18 protein-coding genes are annotated in these 19,281 nt (G+C 47.2%); 3 read left to right on the top strand and 15 right to left on the bottom strand.

Going from position 1 to position 19,281, the window contains the following annotated elements; translation table 11 throughout:
- Position 1: 1 nt before the first annotated feature.
- Both OXN25_17075 and OXN25_17070 read right to left on the bottom strand, forming a co-directional pair.
- Positions 2–1,354, bottom strand: a complete 1,353-nt coding sequence (locus OXN25_17075; GenBank protein MDE0426566.1) for an aspartate kinase — start codon at positions 1,352–1,354, stop codon at positions 2–4.
- 32 nt (positions 1,355–1,386) lie between these two features.
- Positions 1,387–2,106, bottom strand: coding sequence for a phytanoyl-CoA dioxygenase family protein (locus OXN25_17070; GenBank protein MDE0426565.1), 720 nt, complete (start codon positions 2,104–2,106; stop codon positions 1,387–1,389).
- A gap of 251 nt (positions 2,107–2,357) precedes the next feature.
- Here OXN25_17070 and OXN25_17065 point away from each other — a divergent pair, with 251 nt between their 5' ends.
- On the top strand, positions 2,358–3,293 hold the full coding sequence (locus OXN25_17065; GenBank protein ID MDE0426564.1) for a ThuA domain-containing protein: 936 nt from the start codon (positions 2,358–2,360) through the stop codon (positions 3,291–3,293).
- 125 nt (positions 3,294–3,418) lie between these two features.
- Here the strand turns inward: OXN25_17065 and OXN25_17060 are convergent, their stop codons facing one another.
- Positions 3,419–5,701 (bottom strand): hypothetical protein, encoded by a 2,283-nt coding sequence (locus tag OXN25_17060; GenBank protein ID MDE0426563.1) that lies wholly within the window; start codon positions 5,699–5,701, stop codon positions 3,419–3,421.
- A 118-nt stretch (positions 5,702–5,819) separates the two neighbouring features.
- Between OXN25_17060 and OXN25_17055 the strand changes: the two genes are divergently transcribed.
- Both OXN25_17055 and OXN25_17050 read left to right on the top strand, forming a co-directional pair.
- Positions 5,820–6,245, top strand: a complete 426-nt coding sequence (locus OXN25_17055) for a transposase (GenBank protein MDE0426562.1) — start codon at positions 5,820–5,822, stop codon at positions 6,243–6,245.
- Positions 6,242–6,691: a transposase gene (locus OXN25_17050; GenBank protein ID MDE0426561.1), complete on the top strand. Its 450-nt coding sequence runs from the start codon at positions 6,242–6,244 to the stop codon at positions 6,689–6,691. Before OXN25_17055 ends, OXN25_17050 begins: the two co-directional genes overlap by 4 nt.
- 137 nt (positions 6,692–6,828) lie before the next feature.
- Here OXN25_17050 and OXN25_17045 read toward each other — a convergent pair whose 3' ends face one another.
- The 12 genes from OXN25_17045 to OXN25_16990 all read right to left on the bottom strand — a co-directional run bounded on the left by OXN25_17045 (position 6,829) and on the right by OXN25_16990 (position 19,180).
- Complete coding sequence (locus OXN25_17045) at positions 6,829–10,656, bottom strand: YCF48-related protein (GenBank protein ID MDE0426560.1); 3,828 nt, start codon at positions 10,654–10,656, stop codon at positions 6,829–6,831.
- Between the two features lie 90 nt (positions 10,657–10,746).
- Positions 10,747–12,006: a hypothetical protein gene (locus OXN25_17040; protein MDE0426559.1), complete on the bottom strand. Its 1,260-nt coding sequence runs from the start codon at positions 12,004–12,006 to the stop codon at positions 10,747–10,749.
- A 361-nt stretch (positions 12,007–12,367) separates the two neighbouring features.
- A complete protein-coding gene (locus tag OXN25_17035; GenBank protein ID MDE0426558.1) occupies positions 12,368–13,132 on the bottom strand; it encodes an SDR family oxidoreductase in 765 nt (254 codons plus the stop codon).
- A 170-nt stretch (positions 13,133–13,302) separates the two neighbouring features.
- Positions 13,303–13,716: a hypothetical protein gene (locus OXN25_17030; protein MDE0426557.1), complete on the bottom strand. Its 414-nt coding sequence runs from the start codon at positions 13,714–13,716 to the stop codon at positions 13,303–13,305.
- 207 nt (positions 13,717–13,923) lie between these two features.
- Entirely contained in the window at positions 13,924–14,328 is a 405-nt protein-coding gene (locus OXN25_17025) for a hypothetical protein (GenBank protein ID MDE0426556.1), read from the bottom strand.
- A 79-nt stretch (positions 14,329–14,407) separates the two neighbouring features.
- Positions 14,408–14,773 carry a hypothetical protein gene (locus OXN25_17020; protein ID MDE0426555.1) on the bottom strand — a complete coding sequence of 122 codons (366 nt, stop codon included), beginning with the start codon at positions 14,771–14,773 and terminating at the stop codon, positions 14,408–14,410.
- A 291-nt stretch (positions 14,774–15,064) separates the two neighbouring features.
- Positions 15,065–15,400, bottom strand: coding sequence for a helix-turn-helix transcriptional regulator (locus tag OXN25_17015; GenBank protein ID MDE0426554.1), 336 nt, complete (start codon positions 15,398–15,400; stop codon positions 15,065–15,067).
- On the bottom strand, positions 15,381–15,743 hold the full coding sequence (locus tag OXN25_17010) for a type II toxin-antitoxin system RelE/ParE family toxin (GenBank protein MDE0426553.1): 363 nt from the start codon (positions 15,741–15,743) through the stop codon (positions 15,381–15,383). Before OXN25_17010 ends, OXN25_17015 begins: the two co-directional genes overlap by 20 nt.
- 82 nt (positions 15,744–15,825) lie before the next feature.
- Positions 15,826–16,635: a dienelactone hydrolase family protein gene (locus OXN25_17005; GenBank protein ID MDE0426552.1), complete on the bottom strand. Its 810-nt coding sequence runs from the start codon at positions 16,633–16,635 to the stop codon at positions 15,826–15,828.
- 10 nt (positions 16,636–16,645) lie between these two features.
- A complete protein-coding gene (locus OXN25_17000) occupies positions 16,646–17,740 on the bottom strand; it encodes a hypothetical protein (protein MDE0426551.1) in 1,095 nt (364 codons plus the stop codon).
- Positions 17,741–17,772: 32 nt separating this feature from the next.
- Positions 17,773–18,522 carry a zf-HC2 domain-containing protein gene (locus OXN25_16995; protein ID MDE0426550.1) on the bottom strand — a complete coding sequence of 250 codons (750 nt, stop codon included), beginning with the start codon at positions 18,520–18,522 and terminating at the stop codon, positions 17,773–17,775.
- A gap of 34 nt (positions 18,523–18,556) precedes the next feature.
- A complete protein-coding gene (locus tag OXN25_16990) occupies positions 18,557–19,180 on the bottom strand; it encodes a sigma-70 family RNA polymerase sigma factor (GenBank protein ID MDE0426549.1) in 624 nt (207 codons plus the stop codon).
- Positions 19,181–19,281 lie beyond the last annotated feature (101 nt).

Genomic DNA, 19,281 nt, shown 5'->3' with positions numbered 1-19,281 from the left:
TTTAGGCGAAAAATTCGGCATAGAGTGCTTTAACAGCGGTCTCCATATCTTCGGATTTTATGCCGAACATCATACTGACTTCGTTGGAACCTTGATTAATCATTTCGATATTGACTTGTGCGCTGGCTAAGGCGTGTGTGGCGCGCGAAGCGATACCGACAGTGTGTCGCATGCCTTCTCCAACAACCATAATAAGCGATAGTCGGCGTTCTACAAAGACATCTTCAGGCGCGAGGGTCTGCCGAATCTGTTCAACAATCCTTTCCTCCTTCTGTGCCGAGAGGTTTTCTTCGCGGATGATAACCGACATATTGTCTATGCCGGAGGGGACATGTTCAAAAGAGATGCCTTCGGTTTCCAAGATCTGCAGCAACCGCCGACCGAAGCCGATTTGGCGGTTCATTAGATATTTACTGAGATAGATACAGCAAACGCTATCCATTGCTGCGATACCCACGACAGGAATATCCGTTGACGCACGGTTTGGAACAATTAGCGTGCCTTGCGCTTTCGGGTTATTTGTGTTACGAATGTGAACAGGGACCTGTGCTCGATAGACGGGTTCGAGTGCCTCGTCATGGAACACAGAAAATCCAGCGTAAGAGAGTTCACGCATCTCACGATAGGTTAACTCCGCAATCGGTGCTGGATCTTTAACGATAGACGGATTCGCTGCAAACACAGAATCGACATCGGTAAAATTCTCGTAGACCTCTGCACGAACGGCACTGGCGAGAATAGCACCCGTGATGTCTGAACCGCCACGCGAGAAGGTAACAATGTTCCCTTGCTTCGAGTAGCCGAAGAAACCTGGAAAAATAGTGATACCTGGGTAATCGTTCAGGTCCCGTAAGCGATTATATGCTTCAGGTAGAACTTGAGCATTACCGGGTTCATCGGATAGCATTAAACCGGCATCTTTTGGACTGACATAGTGTGCCTCTACACCGCGTGCTTGTAATGCTTGTGCGATGAGCCGGGCACAGTTGTCTTCACCCCCTGCCTTCATTGTATCCATATAGAGGTTCGCGTCAGTTGTGCTTTTTTCCAGACGTTCTGTCAGATCACGGGCAATGGGTTCAATAACTTCGGGTGGCAGCTCTAATCCTGAAGCGATGCTGCGGTAGCGTTCAATCACTTCGGCACATTCCGAGGCACCAATTTTTCCTGTGAGCCGTTCTGATGCAGCAGCGATAAGCAGATCGGTTACTTTGATGTCTTCGCTATGGCGTTTTCCGGGGGCAGAGACGACGATGAGGCGGCGCTCCGGGTCGGCGGTGATGATGTCACAAACCTGACGCACTTGCTCCGCCGAAGCAAGGGAACTCCCGCCAAACTTTGATACTTTTAACAATCCAGTTCCTCCAATTTTATTATTTTTTGGTACTATTTTTTAAGATGTGAGACGTGCGTTCCTTCGGCTGGCTCGAACCGTTGTGAATTCTCACCCATATAGTGACAGATAAAACTTCGCCGCCACCGGTCGTGTGTTTTATTCATATAGGAACCGTGAATGACCTTGCCATGGAAGAAGAGCGTGTCACCGGGGGACATGTCAATTCCCAATTCTTCGGAATTTGCCGGTTTAACGGCTTGTACATTTGTGAACGAAATAGCAGTGTCTGCCGCTTCAACAGATAACAGTCCATGTTGATGGGAACGTGGAACCAGCACCATACGTCCAACAGCATCGTCCGATGTATCTAAGGCTACCCAAACGCCGATAATCGGATTTATCGTGATATATTGTTCATCTTGGTGTAGTGCCTGACCTCGGGCACCGGGCGGTTTAAAATAGAGCATCGTTTGCAATAGCACGGGTGTATCATCAATCAACTGTTCTGTAACGGCAAGTAGATTGGTATCCGCTGCCCATTCTTGGGTTAGTTCATCCCAGTTGTGCATATTAATCATGCGCGGGAATTGATGATTCGGATCGTCAGCGTGGTCGGTGGTGCCACCTGTGTCGCCGGGTTTTGGACCTTCGGCGCGGCGTTTCATATAGTGATCGCGCATCAGCGTTACTGTGGCTGTACTAAAAAGATGTGGAATTACCACGAAACCTTGTTCTCTGTAATGATCTCGCTGTTGAGAGGTTAAATGCATGGACGTATTCTCCCGCAGGTTGCCAGTCCGTTTCCGATAGTGTTTTTAGCCTGTTTTTATAATTTTATGGTAACTTCCGGTATTTGTCAAAGTTTTTTCTATAGTTGTAGCATAAACTGTCAGTTTGTGCGTCTTATCTCACAAGCGAAAAAATTCCGTTCAGACAACTTAATAAAAAAGATTCAGGGTGACTTTCTCAAGAAAATCTGTTATACTTATTCAAAATCTTATGTTATGGAGTTTAACTTTTGATGAAAAATGAATGGGTTGTTTACGAAGGAAACGAGGGACCTGGAAAGGGCAAGCATATTGTGCTCGTCAGTGGCGACGAAGAGTATCGCTCTGAAGAGGCGTTGCCGATGTTGGGCAAAGTGTTAGCCACACACCACGGGTTTACATGCACAGTGCTGTTTGCTATCGATCCTGAGACAGGCGAGATCGATCCAGAAAACCAAACGAATATCCCGGGACTTCATCACTTGGAATCCGCAGATATGATGATCCTGTTCACGCGTTTCCGTGAACTGCCCGATGAACAGATGAAGTATATCGTTGACTATACCAACGCTGGGAAACCTGTGATGGGACTCCGGACAGCGACGCATGCCTTCAGTTATAGCCGTAACCTCAATAGCCCATACGCAAAATATAGTTTTGACAGCAAGGAATTTGAGGGTGGCTACGGCAGGCAAGTGCTCGGTGAGACGTGGGTTAATCATCACGGACATCACGGTAAAGAGAGTGCACGCGGCGTGATTGACGCAGCGATGAAAGATCATCCGATTCTCAAAGGCGTTGACGATGTTTGGGGTCCGTCCGATGTCTACGGCATTAATGATTTAACAGGCGATGCCCACGTGCTTATCCACGGACAGGTGCTGGTCGGTATGGTGCCAACAGACCCACCGAAACCGGATACCGTCACGATGCCGATGGTGTGGATAAAGACCTACACGGGAGACGCAGGCAATGCCTCACGCGTTCTCGGCACAACGATGGGTGCCTCGGTCGATTTAGAGAGCGAAGGACTGCGCCGTCTCCTTGTCAATGGGTGTTATTGGTGTATGGGGCTGGAGGACGCAATCCCTGACAGAAGCGTTGTCGATTATGTTGGCGATTACGCACCGACGTTTTTCGGTTTTGGTACGTTTACACGCGGTGTCCGCCCCGAAGACCACGCGCTGTAGTACTAACGCTTTCAAAATCTTTAAATCGTGTAGGGCGGATTCTTGCATCTGCCCTATATTGTTGTCAGATGCACGAGAAGTTCCTACGAACCAAAGGCGCAGTTTGTTCCCCGATGTGGTGTTGTCTATTCTGCTGCAAGTGAAATGTGAAATATCCCGCGATCTTTGATAGCACTATACAGTTTATCATTGATGACGGCGAGTGCAGCAGCTTCACCGAGTGTTTCTGAAGAAACTTGTTTCCATTGGTTACCCGCATCTAAGCGATAGGCTCCTTTATTGCCAACACCATAGATCGTGGGACCATCCACAGCGAACCTGTCTATGATAGGATGCCCTCCAGTACTATTGGTTAGCACGCGCCAGTGTACGCCGGTTTCTGAACTCAAGACCCCCGCGTCTGTTGCGACGTAAACTGTTGAACCGACAAGGGTTATCTCCTTGAAATGGGCAAAGTCAAGTGGTAGGTTGGGCGTAACATCTCTCCAGCTGCTCCCGCCATCAAGCGACTGGAATAGTTTACCGTCGCGTTTCCCGACGTAGATGGTTTTTCCCAAAACTGCTAATTTGAGCTCCTTACTTAAGTCTTCATAAGACCGTTGGCTTCTATCTGTTAATCCCGTGTTTGTCCATTCCAGATCACCAAGTCTCCGCTTAAAAAGCCTACGTCCGTATTCGGCATAGAACACATCACTACAAACTACAATTGTTGTGGCTTTACTGTCCTTTCTACGTGCAGGAGGTGGAATGATTGACACGATTGATTGATACTCTTTTTCAGAACCTTCAGATAAGTAAGGCTCTTTCGCTGCCTCGCTACGCGTCCGTAACGGACGGCGTAATGTCTCATCATCAGCAATCGGTATGCTCTGAACTGGACTGAGTCTATTGCCGTCTGTAGACAAGCCGAAAATTCGCAAGTTGTTATCCATAGTATATGAAAGAAAGTAAAGATTGTTGTCATCAACTATCAATTTTGAATTAAAGGAGTGAGAGATACGAGCACTGTACCGTTTTGATGATTCCGTTGTAATTGTCGTCACCTTTCCAAAAGACCCCTCGGCAATTGGGAGTTTTTTCCAAGACCCACCTTCGTCGGTTGATTGATACACCGCATAGCCAGTATGGGCGTATAATCTGTTGTTGAACGCAACTAAATCCTTTAGTCTTGTTCCCAGCATCCCATCCATAAGTAGGCGCCATCGCTTTCCACCATCAGTTGTGCGATGAATGCCGAAGGGACCAGCTTCGTAAAATGTCGTCTCGTTTACGGCTGCAATTGGAAGGCTATTAATCATATACATATCCGTATCCCCTGGAAGTTCCGTCCAGGTTTGTCCGTTATCTGTTGAACGATATCGGTGGCGGGCAGTTGACGCTAAAAGCATTTCACCAACAGCCGAAACCATTATGCCAGAGGGTATCACCGGCTTGTAGTAAGTTTTATAACTCGGTGTTATTTCCGCCCACGATGCTCCCAAGTCAGCCGAATGAAAAATCTTGAGTGCATACGACTCAATTTTCGGCACGTCTTGTGCTACCGTTATTGGCGTGAACCCCAACAGATAGGGACCTGTCCCAACATAGAGATTATTTTTAGACACTGCCAAAGAGTAGATAGCTCTTGATGTCTCTACGGGCAACTTTTTCCAAGTGCCTGCATCGAGACAATAGAGACCGCGCGCTGTACCCGCAAACACTGTTTTTTCCACAGCAGCGATTGTGGAAATTTTTTGATTTGCCAAACCATCGTTAAATGAGTCCCAATGTATTCCACCGTCTGTAGATCGATAAATCCCTTCATCTCTAAGCGCGAGATACATCGTGGAATGGACTTGCGAGCTGCGCGCGTGTGCCTCAATGACGATGAGACCAACAGCTTCTCCGTTGGGTCTGGTACCCATGGTATGCCACGTTTCACCCTTATCACCCGACGTAAATACTTCATCGGTGGATACTATGTAAAGGATGCCACCATGTTCTGCCATCGGCATTAGCGATGGCCCAATTGGAATATCCGTGTTGATGCGTGTCCACGCCGTAGTATCTGTTCTTAATCTGTATATTCCTGTGGGAGCAACAGCATAGACGGTCCCTTCAGATGTAGCGAAGATACCGTGTACGTGCCCCCCTGGTGGTGCGCTTCCCTGCGTCCACTGCGAAGTAGAAAACTTGGCGGAGTCGTCCAATATACCAGATGTTGTAGTAGTTGTGGAAACTTGTGTGCCGGTCCCGCTGCTTTTACCAGCGGCAGCAGTTCGACCAGTTTGATTTCGTACAGCTGGTTTTGCCGGAATATCCAGAACGATGGGTGTGTCAATGATTTCAATAGTAGGTTCAGATTGTGCTTCAAAACTGTACGGCTTCTGAAAACGAGTAAGATACTGGTTGCTTGCACCGAGCAGCAATATAAGAAGTCATATTGAGTAAAACATAGAAATGTAGTAAAATAGTAGAAGAAAAGGCGATACTTTAGGTTCCTTTATTCTTGTTTTGATATCCATTGACTTTAGGAAAGGTGCTCTGATGACAGCTGAAACTCAACAGGAAACCCCGAGATACAACGGTATTCGGAAGCAAGTCTCGCGTAAGGATTTTAATCGTTATATCTTTCCACATCTGAAGAAACGCATCAAAGGGCGAAAGCCGAAACTTTCTTTCTACAAGCTATTCAACGATATTCTCTATGTTTTGCATACCGGCATTCAATGGAACCAACTCCGCAGCCGGCGGAATGAAATCCATTGGTCGAACGTCTATAAATGGCATAATCGCTGGTCAAAAGATGGTTCTTATGAGAACCTTTTTCAAGCATCTGTCATCGATTTGCTGGATACCGATCAACTTGATACGACGCGCCTTCACGGAGATGGATCCAATACCGTTGTGAAAAAAGGGGGGAGGGTATCGGATACTCCGGACACAAACACCAGAAAGGTGAAAAAGAGTTGACGATCACCGATAATCACGGGTTCATCATAGGACCGATAACGATCAGACCCGTCAATGAGCATGATACAACGATTTTGCCGGAAGCCTTTAGCCATATAATCGCCTTTAGTCAACGCATGGGTATAGTTCTGTGTGGTTCTGCACTGACGCTTGATTCTGCTTTTGATTCTAAGGCGAATCACCCGTTGATTAGAGAACACGGAATGAAACCTGTGATCTATCCCAACCGCCGCAATGCTAAGGAACCTATCGTCATTGCCCGTAAGTTCCGGTGGTTTGACGAGGAGATATACAAAGACCGCTATAAAGTCGAGCGAACTTTCGGATGGCAGGACACTTATAGGCGACTCGCCTTGAGTTATGATAAACTCAAAGAGACCCGTCTCGGGTTCCGTCATCTCGCATATGCTATGATTAACTTTCGTATAACTTTCAACGATCCATAACCCTTACTCGCTATGAGTTCAATGATACGATTTGAGATCGAAAAGGGTGCATAAAACAAAAAATCGTGCGGAGAGCTATGTGTGTTTTATACGCCTCCGCACGATATTTAAACGATTATAAGATAAACAAAGGTCCATCAACGCTTAGGACGGCGCAGGACAACGCCCAACTGTCCAACTGCCCAAAGCGTATCGCTGCCTTTGACCCGCGTGACTGCATACAGGTTGTCATTAATCCCAGTATGCTCCTGTTCCCACGTTTCCCCGCCATCTGTCGAGTGGATGATAGTTCCAGTAGCACCAACGGCGTAGATTTCTTGTTCAGAGAGTGCCAAGATGTCGTAAAGGCTTTGGTTCACACCACTTGCTTGTGATGTCCACGTGAAACCCCCGTCGGTGGTAGATAGGATAATTCCACCGCGTCCGGCTGCCCATCCCTTTCGTTTCGTAATGAACGACACTGCCTTCAGATCGGAACCGGTGTGGGTTTCGTGGAACTTCCAATATTCGCCACCGTTGACAGTGCGTTGGGTAACACCATTTGTGCCAACCGCCCAACCGAGGGGTGCGAATTTCATATCAACGCTCGTGAGGGGTTTACTGGTTGAGGTGCGCTGCCGTGCCCAAGTGGTACCTCCGTCTGGATTGTGTATAATATCGCCACGCTCTCCGACAGCCCAACCTTCAGAAAAGTTACCGAATGCGACATCATTTATGGCAAAGAATTCCTCGTGTGGGAGTCGTTCTTGCTTGTTTTGTGCCGTCCATTGTGATCCGTCTTGCGTGTAGAGTAATGTTGCATCTCGGAGCATCAGCCATCCCCATTTCGGTTCAAGGCTGGTGAAGTGGACATCGACGATACGTTGCGTGGTCCCACTCTCTAAATGTTGCCATGTCTGTCCGCCATCTTCAGTTAAAAATAAATCACCGTTATCCCCGGCAATCCAACCGTGTTGCTCATCGAGAAATAACACATCGCGGAGGGTATTCCGCTGTTTGCCGAGTTGGTGGTGCCAGTTTTCTCCGAAATCTGTTGTGCTATAAATCTGGCCTATCGTATCTTGCACTTGCTCGTCGGCATCGATAACGAAGTCATCGGTCGTGCGGGGTGCTGACATCATCGCACCGACGATCCACCCCTTTCCATCCTCAAGGATGTGAGCGTTTGTCACGTTGAAAGCAGGGAGAAATTGTTCTTTTGCCATTTGATGCACCCAGCTTTCATCGTCAAGGGTTGCGCGTTGATTACCGAGCGAGTCATTTATTACCTCCCAATGCTTGCCTTGGTTGTGTGTCATGAGAAGTGTCTTGTCATTCGCGATGCCCCAAGCTTCCGTATGATTCCGGAATTTTACGGCATGGAGTCGAGTGCCACCGGACATTTTGGACAGTGTCTGTTTCCATGTCGTGCCGCCATCTGTTGTGAGAAGTGATGCACCATTCGCCAGTACCACCCAACCGGCGGTCTCATTCATAAAATGAATACCGACACCATACTGATTTGTCCTGGCTTGGACCTCCCAGTGATCCCCACCGTCTACGGTATGCAGCAGGTAACTTCCGCTTCTCATCATGCGTGGTGTTACTGCCCACCCTTCTTTGGGGTTGATAAAGTGTAAGCCGTCGATAGGTGGATACCCAAGCCCTGTTTTCTGCAATCGGAAGGTTTTGCCGCCATCTCTTGTGTGAAGCGTTTGCCCGTTATTCGCACCGAGCCAGCCCACTTTCGGATTAATGAAGTGCATCGCACCGATATAGTAGATAGTTTCCAACCCTTCACGAATTACCTCCCATGTCTCACCGCCATTCTCGGTTCGCAGGAGTACACTATTGCCCCCGATCCAGCCGTGTTTCTCATCAATGAAGACGATACACTGCAGGTCTTCCGTTACGCCGCTGCGTTGTGGATGCCACGTTTTGCCACCATCTGTCGTATTTAAAATAACACCGCCATGTCCGACCGTCCAGCCGCGCAGCGCAGAGAGAAAATAAGTATCGGTGAAATAGGTCTGTAAGGCACCTGATTGGATAATTTCCCAATGATATTCAACAGGTTCTACGGGTTGTGCTTCTAATGCTGCTGCGACTTCTTCAGCAGCAGGTGGCAATTCAACAATAAACTTCTCCGTATCCACAGCATAACGCATCGCAACACCGTTTTCACCGACAGCGAGGATGCCTTCAGGAGAGAGCGAGAAGCTATAGAGATCGTTAGACGTGCCACTGTTCTGCAACTCCCACGTCACACCCCCATTGATAGTGGTCAAAATGACTCCTTCATCTCCAACGACTAACCCGTGGTTTTCATCGGCAAAATAGACCTTGTTTAGATTTGCCTGTGTCCCACTCCGTTGGAATTTCCACGTTTTTCCGCCGTCGAGTGTATGTAGAATCTCACCGAGTTGTCCGACGACCCAGCCGGTATGTCGGTCAATAAAATAAGCAGCGTAGAGTTCGTTGTAACTCTTGCTATTCTGCCGTTTCCACGTCCGACCGCTATCTGTTGTATGAAAAATAATACCCGGCCATCCGACCACCCAGCCTTCTTGCTCATTGAGGAAAAAGATGCCTTTAATCATTTCGTGGAAATAGCGCGGTGTCTGTTGTACCCACGTCTTGCCGCCGTCCGCGGTGTGAAGCACAGTGCCTAAGTCCCCAACGATCCATCCCTTCTGAGGATTAATGAAATGAAGGGCGTTCAAGGTATACCACCAACCGCTGGTTTGCCGTTCCCACGTTTGACCTGCATCGGTTGTGTGGAGGATGAGTCCGCCGTCCCCAACTGCCCAGCCTTCCTTATCGGTGGCGAAAGATAGATTCCGGATACGATGCCATGTGTCCATCTCTATATCCGTCCATGTTTTGCCACTGTCATCAGTTGTTGTGATTGTGCCTTTCTCTCCGACGGCAACCGCCCGGTTTGCATCCGCGAACGCCACGCTCTGCAGCGCATCCGCTGTCGTGCCACTTTTCATTTCCCACGTGATACCGCCATCTTCTGAGTGCAAGAGCGTTCCGTTCATACCGACTGCCCACGCCTGTTTACGACTTGTGAACTGAACCCCCATCAGATCGTTCTTTGTAGGGCTCTCTACGAGTTGCCAATTGTCTCCGCCGTCCTCTGTCCGATTAATAAATCCACCTTGTGCGACCATGAGACCGTCATCCTCGCTGCGGAAATGGAAATTGTTTACAATGGGACGGACATGTCCATAAATCGGCGGCAGTTTACTCACCTGGTTTCTCCATTCTGTACCACCGTTGTTGGTATAAAAAACCGTGCCATCTGTGCCACCACACCATCCCTCATAAGGGCTGATAAAAAATACGGTGTGAAGGTTGCAGACTGTCGTTGTGGTATCTGTCTTAACGAGGTTCTCTTGTCTCCGCCATGTATCACTGCTGTCAGTGGTAACAAAGATTCGGTCGTAGTCACCGACTGTCCATCCGCGCTCTTTATCTACAAAGAAAACGCCCTTAACTTGAAACTCACTCACATCCTGATGTTGCCATGTTTTTCCACCGTTTTCTGTGTAGAACATCCCATCTTGTCCGGCAATCCAACCGATCTTTGAATCATAAAAAAAGACATCCAAAAATAGCATAGAAATCTCAGTTTTTTGGACTGTCCAATGTCGTCCGCCATCGTCCGTAATCGCGATTAACCCCTTGTCACCAACTGCCCAACCGTTACGGAGATTTGTGAAATATACCGATTTGAAGTCTTCAGTCGTATTGACCGTCTGTTTTTCCCAATTTATCCCCCCGTCAGCCGTATGGAGAATCCAGCCTTGGTGCCCCACAATCCAGCCGTGTTTGGCATCGGCAAAGTGGATGTCCGTGAAATGGGTTCCCCAATCCGCTTGACGCGTAATTTCCTTTTTTACACAACCGGTTAACAGTAAGGAAGTTCCGAAGAGGATCGCTATGAAATAGCATGTGATGTGTTGAAGCATCTTTTTCATCTGTTTTGTCTCCTTTGTAGCACAAACTTTCCAGTTTGTGCCCTTACACGCACAATCTAAAAGATTATGCTACAAAAATGGCAACTTAGGTCAATTACCTGAGTTCTGAGAGGGGAGATACACCCCGACTGCGGCACCAGCATCCGTAGCGAACCAGAGTTTACCGCTGCTGTCCTCAAATACCGACCAGACCCGATTGCTCGGCAGACCGTCATCTGTGTTAAAGTTTTGGAACGTTTCACCGTTATAGACACTTATACCACCACTAATTTCGGGAAAGACCATACTCACACCGTCTTCGGTTTCATTTATTGCTGATGGTAGGTTCTTAACACCAGCAAACCAAAGGTTTCCCTTGCTATCCAGCATGATATTATCAACGCTGTTCATAGGAAGTGCTTCACTGAGCGGGAAAGTGACCAACTCTTTCCCGTCGTATCTGCGAATGCCACTGTTTTCCTCACCACCGCCTTCTCGACTCATCCAGAGGTTTTCCTTGGCATCGAACTGCAAATCTGTTATGTTTGCGCTTCTCGCCTTCGCCATCTCTTCAAAAGGGGCAAAATCCGCATCAACACCAAAATAACGGAAAAGGGACGTTTCGGTATTATAGTAGGTAATCCCAGCAGTACTGCCGAACCAAAAATTGCCTGCTGTATCCTGTGCAACTGCCGTGACCTGACTCCACCAATCGGGTAATATATCCATGCCTATGGGACCGTGTATCATAAGAGGATAGAATTTTTCGCCATCGTAGTAATTCATACCCGAAAACGTCGCCAACCAAAGCGTTCCCGTTTTGTCCTCAAATATATCCTTAACGGTATCGCGGAGGAGGCCGTCATCCGTCGTAAAAATCTGAAACGCCTGTCCATCATAGCGACTCACCCCTCTTAATGGAGCAGGTGCCTCTGTTTCTGTCGGGGTTTCGTTGTTAATCTCCGTAGCGAGTTCACTGTCAATCTCTTTAGCGAGCTCACTCAGCGGCATTGCCATGTAGGACATATCCATCGGCTTGCCTCTATCCAGAAAACTTGAGAGCATACCGTCCGCGAACCAGAGGGTGCCTTGCCGGTCTTCAAAGATAAGCCCGATTGTGTTTTGTGCTAAACCATCTTCTGTTGTGAAGGTTTGGAAATTTTCTCCATCATAACGGGTAAGCCCCTCGGTCGTTCCGAACCATATCGTGCCGCGGGTGTCTTCAAAAATAGTGAGGACAATATCAGAGGCCAAACCGTCTGCTTGGGTTAAGGTCTTTTCAATTTTGAGTTCTGCTGTGTGAGCGATGGGTACTATCCAACTTGACAGCAGGCATACAGCCAACCCTATTGTGTACAATCGTTTTTGCATTGAAAACTCCTTTGATTTGCGTGAGGCAATTTATGTGCCAATCCGATTAGTAGTTGATTGAATGTGAGATTGGGTAGGTTTTAGGAAAAAGCTGCACCAAATAGGGCAACAATAACGACAAATGCACAAATTTGTGCAAGAATCTCAACGCCACAATCCTGCTATCTCTCAACACCAAACGAAGCATTTTGTAATATATATGACGCGAGTTAAGGTCGAAAAGGTTGCTTAATTTTGCAGAAAGTTGGAAAATAAAATAAAATGTGAGTTCGATAAGGAGGGTTTGTGGCGGAAACTTACCTTTCAGTAAGAGTTTGTGCCTTATTCTGCGCAAACTAACAGTTTACGCTACAAAAGACTTTTAGAGCGACAGGATACCGCCCTCGACGAGCATCGGGGCGCCCGTCATGTATCTGGATTCATCGGAGGCTAAATAGACCGCTGCCCAAGCGATGTCTTCTGGTTCTCCGATACCCAACGGATGCATCTCTTTAATTTCTTTCTTGATGGTTTCCGGGTCGGGTTGCTTTGATAGGAATTCTTGGTAGAGTTCGGTGTTAATTGTGCCGGGACAGAGACTGTTGACTCGGATGTTGTCTTCGGCATACCGAACCGCCATGCTGCGGGAGAGATGCACCACGGCGGCTTTGGAGGAGGTGTAGGCAGGGTGCATCGGGAACCCAACATACGCCGATTCGCTCGCCATGTTGATAATAGAACCGCCACCGGCTTCTCGCATCAAGGGAATTATTGCACGAGAGACAAGGTATATACTTTTCACGTTAACGGCGTATTGTCGATCCCAGTCTGCTTCAGAGATTTCTTCTAATTCGCCGACGACGGCGATACCGGCGTTGTTAAACAAAACGTTTGGATTACCGAGTTCGGAAGTGACCTGTGCAACAGCATTTTCAATCTGTTCGGCATCGGTTACATCGCACGCGCAGAAGATTGCTGTTCCGCCGGTTGTCTGGATTTGCCGCGCGGTTTCTTCGCCACGTTCGCCGTTCACGTCCCAGATAGCGACAGCTGCCCCTTCACCTGCAAAAAGTTCAGCACTTTTCGCCCCGATGCCTCTTGCTGCGCCTGTTATGATTGCGATTTTATTCTTGAGTCGATTTGCCATGTGTGTTCCTTTATAGCCATTCAAAACGAGCAGTAAAAAGCGGTGGATTTCCAGTCCACCGCTTGCGGGCAGACAAGGCGAAACATAGATTTGACACCTATTTTCCTATATGGGTTTTTCCGATCGTTGTGAGCGAGGTTTGAAACTCAGTTGTAAGAGATGCCCATCATCTACCAGGTATAAAAGAAGTTAAACCCATACTGGCGTCGGTAATAGTAGAGTGCTGCACCACCGAGCGCGCCAATAATCACGCCTCTGATGGCTGAACGTCTGTAGACAGATTTGTAGGTGGACGTGTAAATCTCTTTGTGCAGCAGTGTCGGATTGTCAATAAAACGATGTGCAGGTGGGTCGGGTTGATAATAGTAAGCACCACCGAGCGCGGGAACCGAAAAATAAGGTCCTAAAAAGGCGTTTCCTGCAAAAGTGGCAAGTGCCCAAAACTTTTCATCGCCTTCTATTTCGGCATCACGGCGTGCTTGTGCCTCTATTGTGGCAATTTCTGTTTGTGATATTTCGGCTGCTATAGGTAAAGGAACCGATAGGAAACCGACAAGGGGTAAGATTGCCCAAAAAAACTTCATTAGTGTTTCTCCTCTTAGGTGTACATGCCTATTTAGGCAAGTTGTTATTATTTGCGGTTTAGGGGGCGGGCGTGTAAGCCTACGGTGCAAAAGATGATATGCAAACTGTTGGGACACAAGAGACTCACCACGCAGGTCGCCGATGCGGGAGCCGCCGCAATCACAGAATAGCTACACATCGCCACCGGCCGCAATGCCTGACGCATTTTATCGGCTTCTGTTTCGTTTTAACTCCGCGATGTGACTCATCTCTGTGATATAATCGACATCTACCGAGCAATTTTTTTGAATGTAGGCGCGCACCTCAGCAGTGTCGTGGATCAACTCCGACTTCGGACGCGCCAGACCGAACGCTCTTTTGAGTTGCGTCTCCTGGTTTTTTGCTTCTTCTTTGGATGCACAGAGTTCGATGCCCAAACATTCAACATCCTCGACGAAATACCGCTGCGCCTCTTTGATCCGTTTGTGGTAGTTGCCATTGGCGATCTTTGAGATTCCGATTTTAATGACATTGCCCGCGGGCAATTTGTGAAAATAGATAACATATTCTTCTAATGCTTCAGGGTCTAACTCCTCGTAAGACACTTCATCGAAAGTTCTTCTGTTTTTCAAGGTAAAGTCTCCAGTGTGTTTGTCCGTTCTGCGTGTTTGCGTTTTCGTGCTGCCGTTGCTGCCATTCGTCGGCGAGAGATTAAAAAGCATCGTCCCGAAATGCTTTGATGACCTTCTGCCAGTCTTCATAAGTGGCAATCGCTTTGGCATATTCCGCAACTTGGCGGGGGGATGGTTGTTTACCCTCAAAAATGTTATCACGGATATAATCCGTACAGGTGCCATCTTTATAGAATATAAAAGCATTGATGCGAGGTATGGGTTCTTCCCATTCCTCTGACAACTGAATCAATTTATGATTGATATGTGCAAGAATCTTTGTGGCGTGTCCCTGCCGAAAACCTTGTTCTTTCCACCCTAAAATCTTTTTTATATCGGGAAGAGTCGCCCATCCCCGCGAAACAAGATGTAATAAAACAAGATACGCTTCCATTTCTCTTTTCATTAGATCACCTCCATCAGAGACGTGTTGTCATATTCCTTATTATTTCGTTGCTTGTTCACACTTCTCAATCTGTCAAGTTGTTATAGCGTCCACCAGGGCCATTCAGTTTTCCAATAATTTAGGTGCGGAAGCCCGAACTTATTTGGGAAAGGTGTGCCATCCCGAATAAATTCGGGCATCCAGAAACGGGAAGACTTTACATAAGTAAACTTAACTCTTAAAACTAAATAGCTCTGAGCGTCCACCCTGATGTCCACTGCAGTTCTCTTTTCAATTGTCGCCAAGAATTGGTTAGAAGGGCATGGAGATGTTAATCTCTGTGGCGGGATTGTACGCAGGTGTGCCATTGACAACAATTTTAACCTCACAATCCAGTTTTCTGATTAGTAAAAATAGGGATTCAATCGAAAAGTCGTCAAGCCTGCCATCTAGGAGGGCAGTGATTTCTGGTTCGCTGAGTTCCAAAAATTTGGCAGCAGCGTCTCGCGTGAGTCCGCTTTGGGTTAGAATACTATTAATTATTAAGGAAAGACGAGCTTTTGTACGGTATTCTTCTGGGTTAGGAAATTCTAAATCTTGGAATATATTGCCGCTGCTTTTTTCAACCTCAATTTTTTCTTCGGTCATTTTCTCTCTCCTTTTGTGCAAGCGTTCTTGCTGCATTTAAGCGTCTACGGATAAGATCGATTTCTCTCTTAGGAGTCTGTATGCCGCGTGTGGACTTCTTCTGAAAGCAGTGCAGAACATAAATCAGATTTCCCAGATTCACGACGTAAACCGCTCGGTAGGTATCCCGAGCGTAACTGCTTACAATTTCATATACTCCTGAAAACCCTTTCAAAGGTTTAGCTTTATGCGGGGTTATGCCCGACTGCACACCTTCCAATGTATAGCCAATTTCTTGCTGCACGCCGTCTGGGAATTCTAAGAGACGTTTCTTAGAATCGCCAACCCAGAAAACCTCTCGCATTTGTTTCTTTTGCCTACATATATTTTAACAAATCAGAGGCGATTTTGCCACACTTTTTTTCTGGGATTAGAAGAAGGATAGGCTATAATCCTTTCAGAAGCGATACCCATCGTTCCCATGCGGCTTTGGTGGCGGCTTTCTGTGCGTTATTTGCATCTTCTGCCATGCCGCGTCTCAAGAAAGCGTGTCCAACACCTTCATAAATGACAGGTTCGTAGGTGACGTTTGCAGCATCGGCAGCGGCTTTGGTTTCATCAATTGTGGCATTGATGCGGTTGTCACTTTCACCGTAGAAGCCGTATATCGGTGCAGATATTTTAGGGACATCTTCCGCGGCTGCAGCACGACCATAGAACACAAATCCAGCAGCGATTGTATCGGAATGGACGGCGTAGCTGAAGGTTTGTCCACCGCCCCAACAGAATCCAGAGACTGCAACCTTTTCGTTGGTTGAGGGTAAATCACGGGCGTATTTCTGAATGGCATCCAGATCGGATGTGACTTGAGAGGGTGAGAGTTCTCGAATAGTCCGTCGGACATCATCACCGGATTCAAAACTCTCAGTACCGCCACCGTCAGGTCCCATCCCCGAAAGCAAGTCAGGACAGATTGCGACAAACCCTTCTGCAGCGAGTCTGTCGGCGACGAGCCGAATCCAATCGGTGAGTCCAAAAATTTCATGGATAACGATGATGGCTGTTGCGGGTTCTTTCACTTCTGGGTAAACGACAAAGGTATTGACTACACGTTCGTCGGCGGTTGTGACTTTCACCCATTCGCCATGGCGCGGTGATGCTTCAAGTTCAGCCTTTGTGCTGTCTGCTCCTGCGTTGTTAATAGACAATAGTCCGGTCACAATGATACCCAACATAAGGGCATTGCATATCTGCATAGTCTTCTCCTTACTTTTTATTTGCTGTGTGAATAATGGATTTCACTACTTTCTTCATTTCAGCAGCGGGCATGGCACCGAATAGGAAGAAGTGAATATCGGCACTGGTCCAACTGCAGGCATTCGTTGGTCCACGCTGGCGTTTGTGCACAGGTGTACCATCAATGACTTCTAATTCTTCCCCGCGCCTACTGCCGCGGTGCCTTTGGTGCTCTGTCGTTTCAAATATGGAGAAACCCAACAAACCATCCGTATAAATCAGGTGGATTGTATTCTTTCTGCCTTTTATGTTGTGAATATCCTGCAGCTGAAACCCGGGCGGTAAGTATGCTGGCTGAATGGGTTCAGTTTCGAGGATCTTTTCTGCTTCGGTTAATGAAATTGAGTAGCTTCGCTGTGGTTCCGGCTGTATTTCTTCTTGAAACTTTTTCCACTTGCGTTCCACGGTTTCAGGATTAAAACTAATTCGGGTATAAACGGACATTTCCCGAAGAACACCTTCAGCGTCCAAATCTTCTACCCGCAAAATAACACCGTTATCGCGCGCAAAGAAAATATGTTTTGTCGGCCTGTCGGCAAATTTCGGGCTAATAATGAGAATATCTATGTCATAATCGGCGATCTTTTCATCCGCAGGACTGTGTTTGAGATTATAGTTTTTAGCTATGAGTTGAATCTCTTTTTTGGGAAATGGGCTTTTGACCTGCCGCCACCTGTTTCGTTCTTGCTCCCTTCTACGATCATCTCTATTGTTCTCATCGCGACCTCTGCGCCTATCGTCTCTCCGTCCTTCTGTTCTGTCTTGGGTGGCACCAAGCGACTGACGCCCACCGACTTCAGAGACTAACTTCCTATACGAAGTATCTCCCGGTTTGTGAATGACATACTCTTCAAAAGTACGCGTGCCTCTTGACGAAATGAACGTTTTCAAACGGATACCTACATAACTGACGTCACGCTCGGCTTCAGCGATACGTTCAAGCGTGCTGATGTCAGCAAAAAGGTAGTCTGATATGCCCAGCAACAAGGCTAAAATTAAACCACACAAAGGATATAACTTAATTCGGAAGTCCTTATGAAACATTAGATATTTATGGATTCGCATCGGTTCACCTGTCGGTTACCTGCTGGGGAAATTTAATTCCCTACATTCTCCAGATAGAGGTTAAGAAATAGTTCATCATCACCATTTGATTCCACGGGTTCCTCAGGTTGCAGGCTACTGCCGTTTAAGTTCAATGGATAATCTGTTAATTGTTCCGCGTGAAGCCCATAGTAGAAGTCGAGCGTCTCTTCATATTGAGGAGCAGTTGGAAAAAAGTAAAGTGCTCCCAAAATCAGGGCAAGTGTCAGAATACCAGTCGCCCCGGCAGTAACAGGACGCAAGAACCAGCGTCCCATATCCGACAGCCACTGCCCAACATCTGGTAATTGTAAGGTGCGAGTAGGTTTCTCTACGTTTGCTTGTGCCGCCTGTTGGCGTATCTGTGCCATGACTGCGTGCTGGATTGAAGCAGGGGCGCGGTGTTCAAGTCTTTTGATCTGCTCACGATTCTGCTGAAATGCTGCGAGCATGTCGGAACATTCGTCGCAGGTGCGGAGATGTGCTGCAATCCGCGTTCGCGTGTCTGGTGTTAATTCATTGTCTAAATAGGCTGACAATTCATCTTGGAGTTGTTCGTGTATCCTCGCCATCACCATCTCCTTGATAGGTGGTGCGGGATGAACGAAGTCTCTGATTTTAGTGCTATTTTCTCGGAACACTGCGAGCATATCAGAACATTCGTCGCAAGTGCGGAGATGTGCTTCGACCTGCTTTCGCACGCTTGCGCTTAATTCGTTGTCTAAGTAAGCAGATAATGCGTTTTGAATTTGACGATGGTTCATATTTTCAATCGAGGATAGTGGTAAGCAGAAATAACTACCACACGACTCGCTCCAGTTCTGTTTTGAGTGCTTTTCGGGCTTCGTGTAAGCGAGATTTGACCCGTCCAAGCGTGCAGCCGAGAATTTCGGATATTTCTTCATAAGAGAGTTCTCGCAGCTCCCTTAGCACGAGTATCTCTCTATAACTATCTTTGAGTTTCGCGAGTGCCTTATGCACAATATCTTTTTCTTCTGACCGTAGTGCCTCGTCTTCCGGTGTTGCTGAATCAAGAGGGACCCATGGCTGTGAGTCGTCAATTTCCATGGGATCAGTTTTCCGGCGTTGGTACTGATCAATATGATTAAAACACTTGTTTTTCACGATACGGTAGAGCCATGTAGAAAATTGGGAACGGAACTCGAATTTTCCGATGTTTTCCCATACGGAGAGGAACGCATCTTGGGCGACATCCTCTGCATCTTGGTGATGCCCAAGTATGCCGTAAGCAATGTTATAGACCCAATGTTGATAACGCGTAATGAGGGTTCCCATGGCATCAACATCGCCTTTTTGGCAGCGCAAGACAAGTTCATGTTCCTGCGCGCGATCTAATTCTTCTGTATTGCCCATCTCCGAATAATTTTCCATAGTAGCTGAAAAGACTGTTGCAACGGACATATTTTTTCTCCAAACAACAAGGGTAAAGAAAATGCTCCTCTTCAATTTAAACGATTGAATTCTTCAATAGCCTTAATCTTTTCGCGATGTAGGCAAAACCT

The organism is Candidatus Poribacteria bacterium, assembly GCA_028820845.1.
In the GTDB taxonomy this organism is placed as follows: Bacteria; Poribacteria; WGA-4E; order WGA-4E; family WGA-3G; genus WGA-3G.
This window is presented reverse-complemented; position numbering and strand designations above follow the sequence as displayed.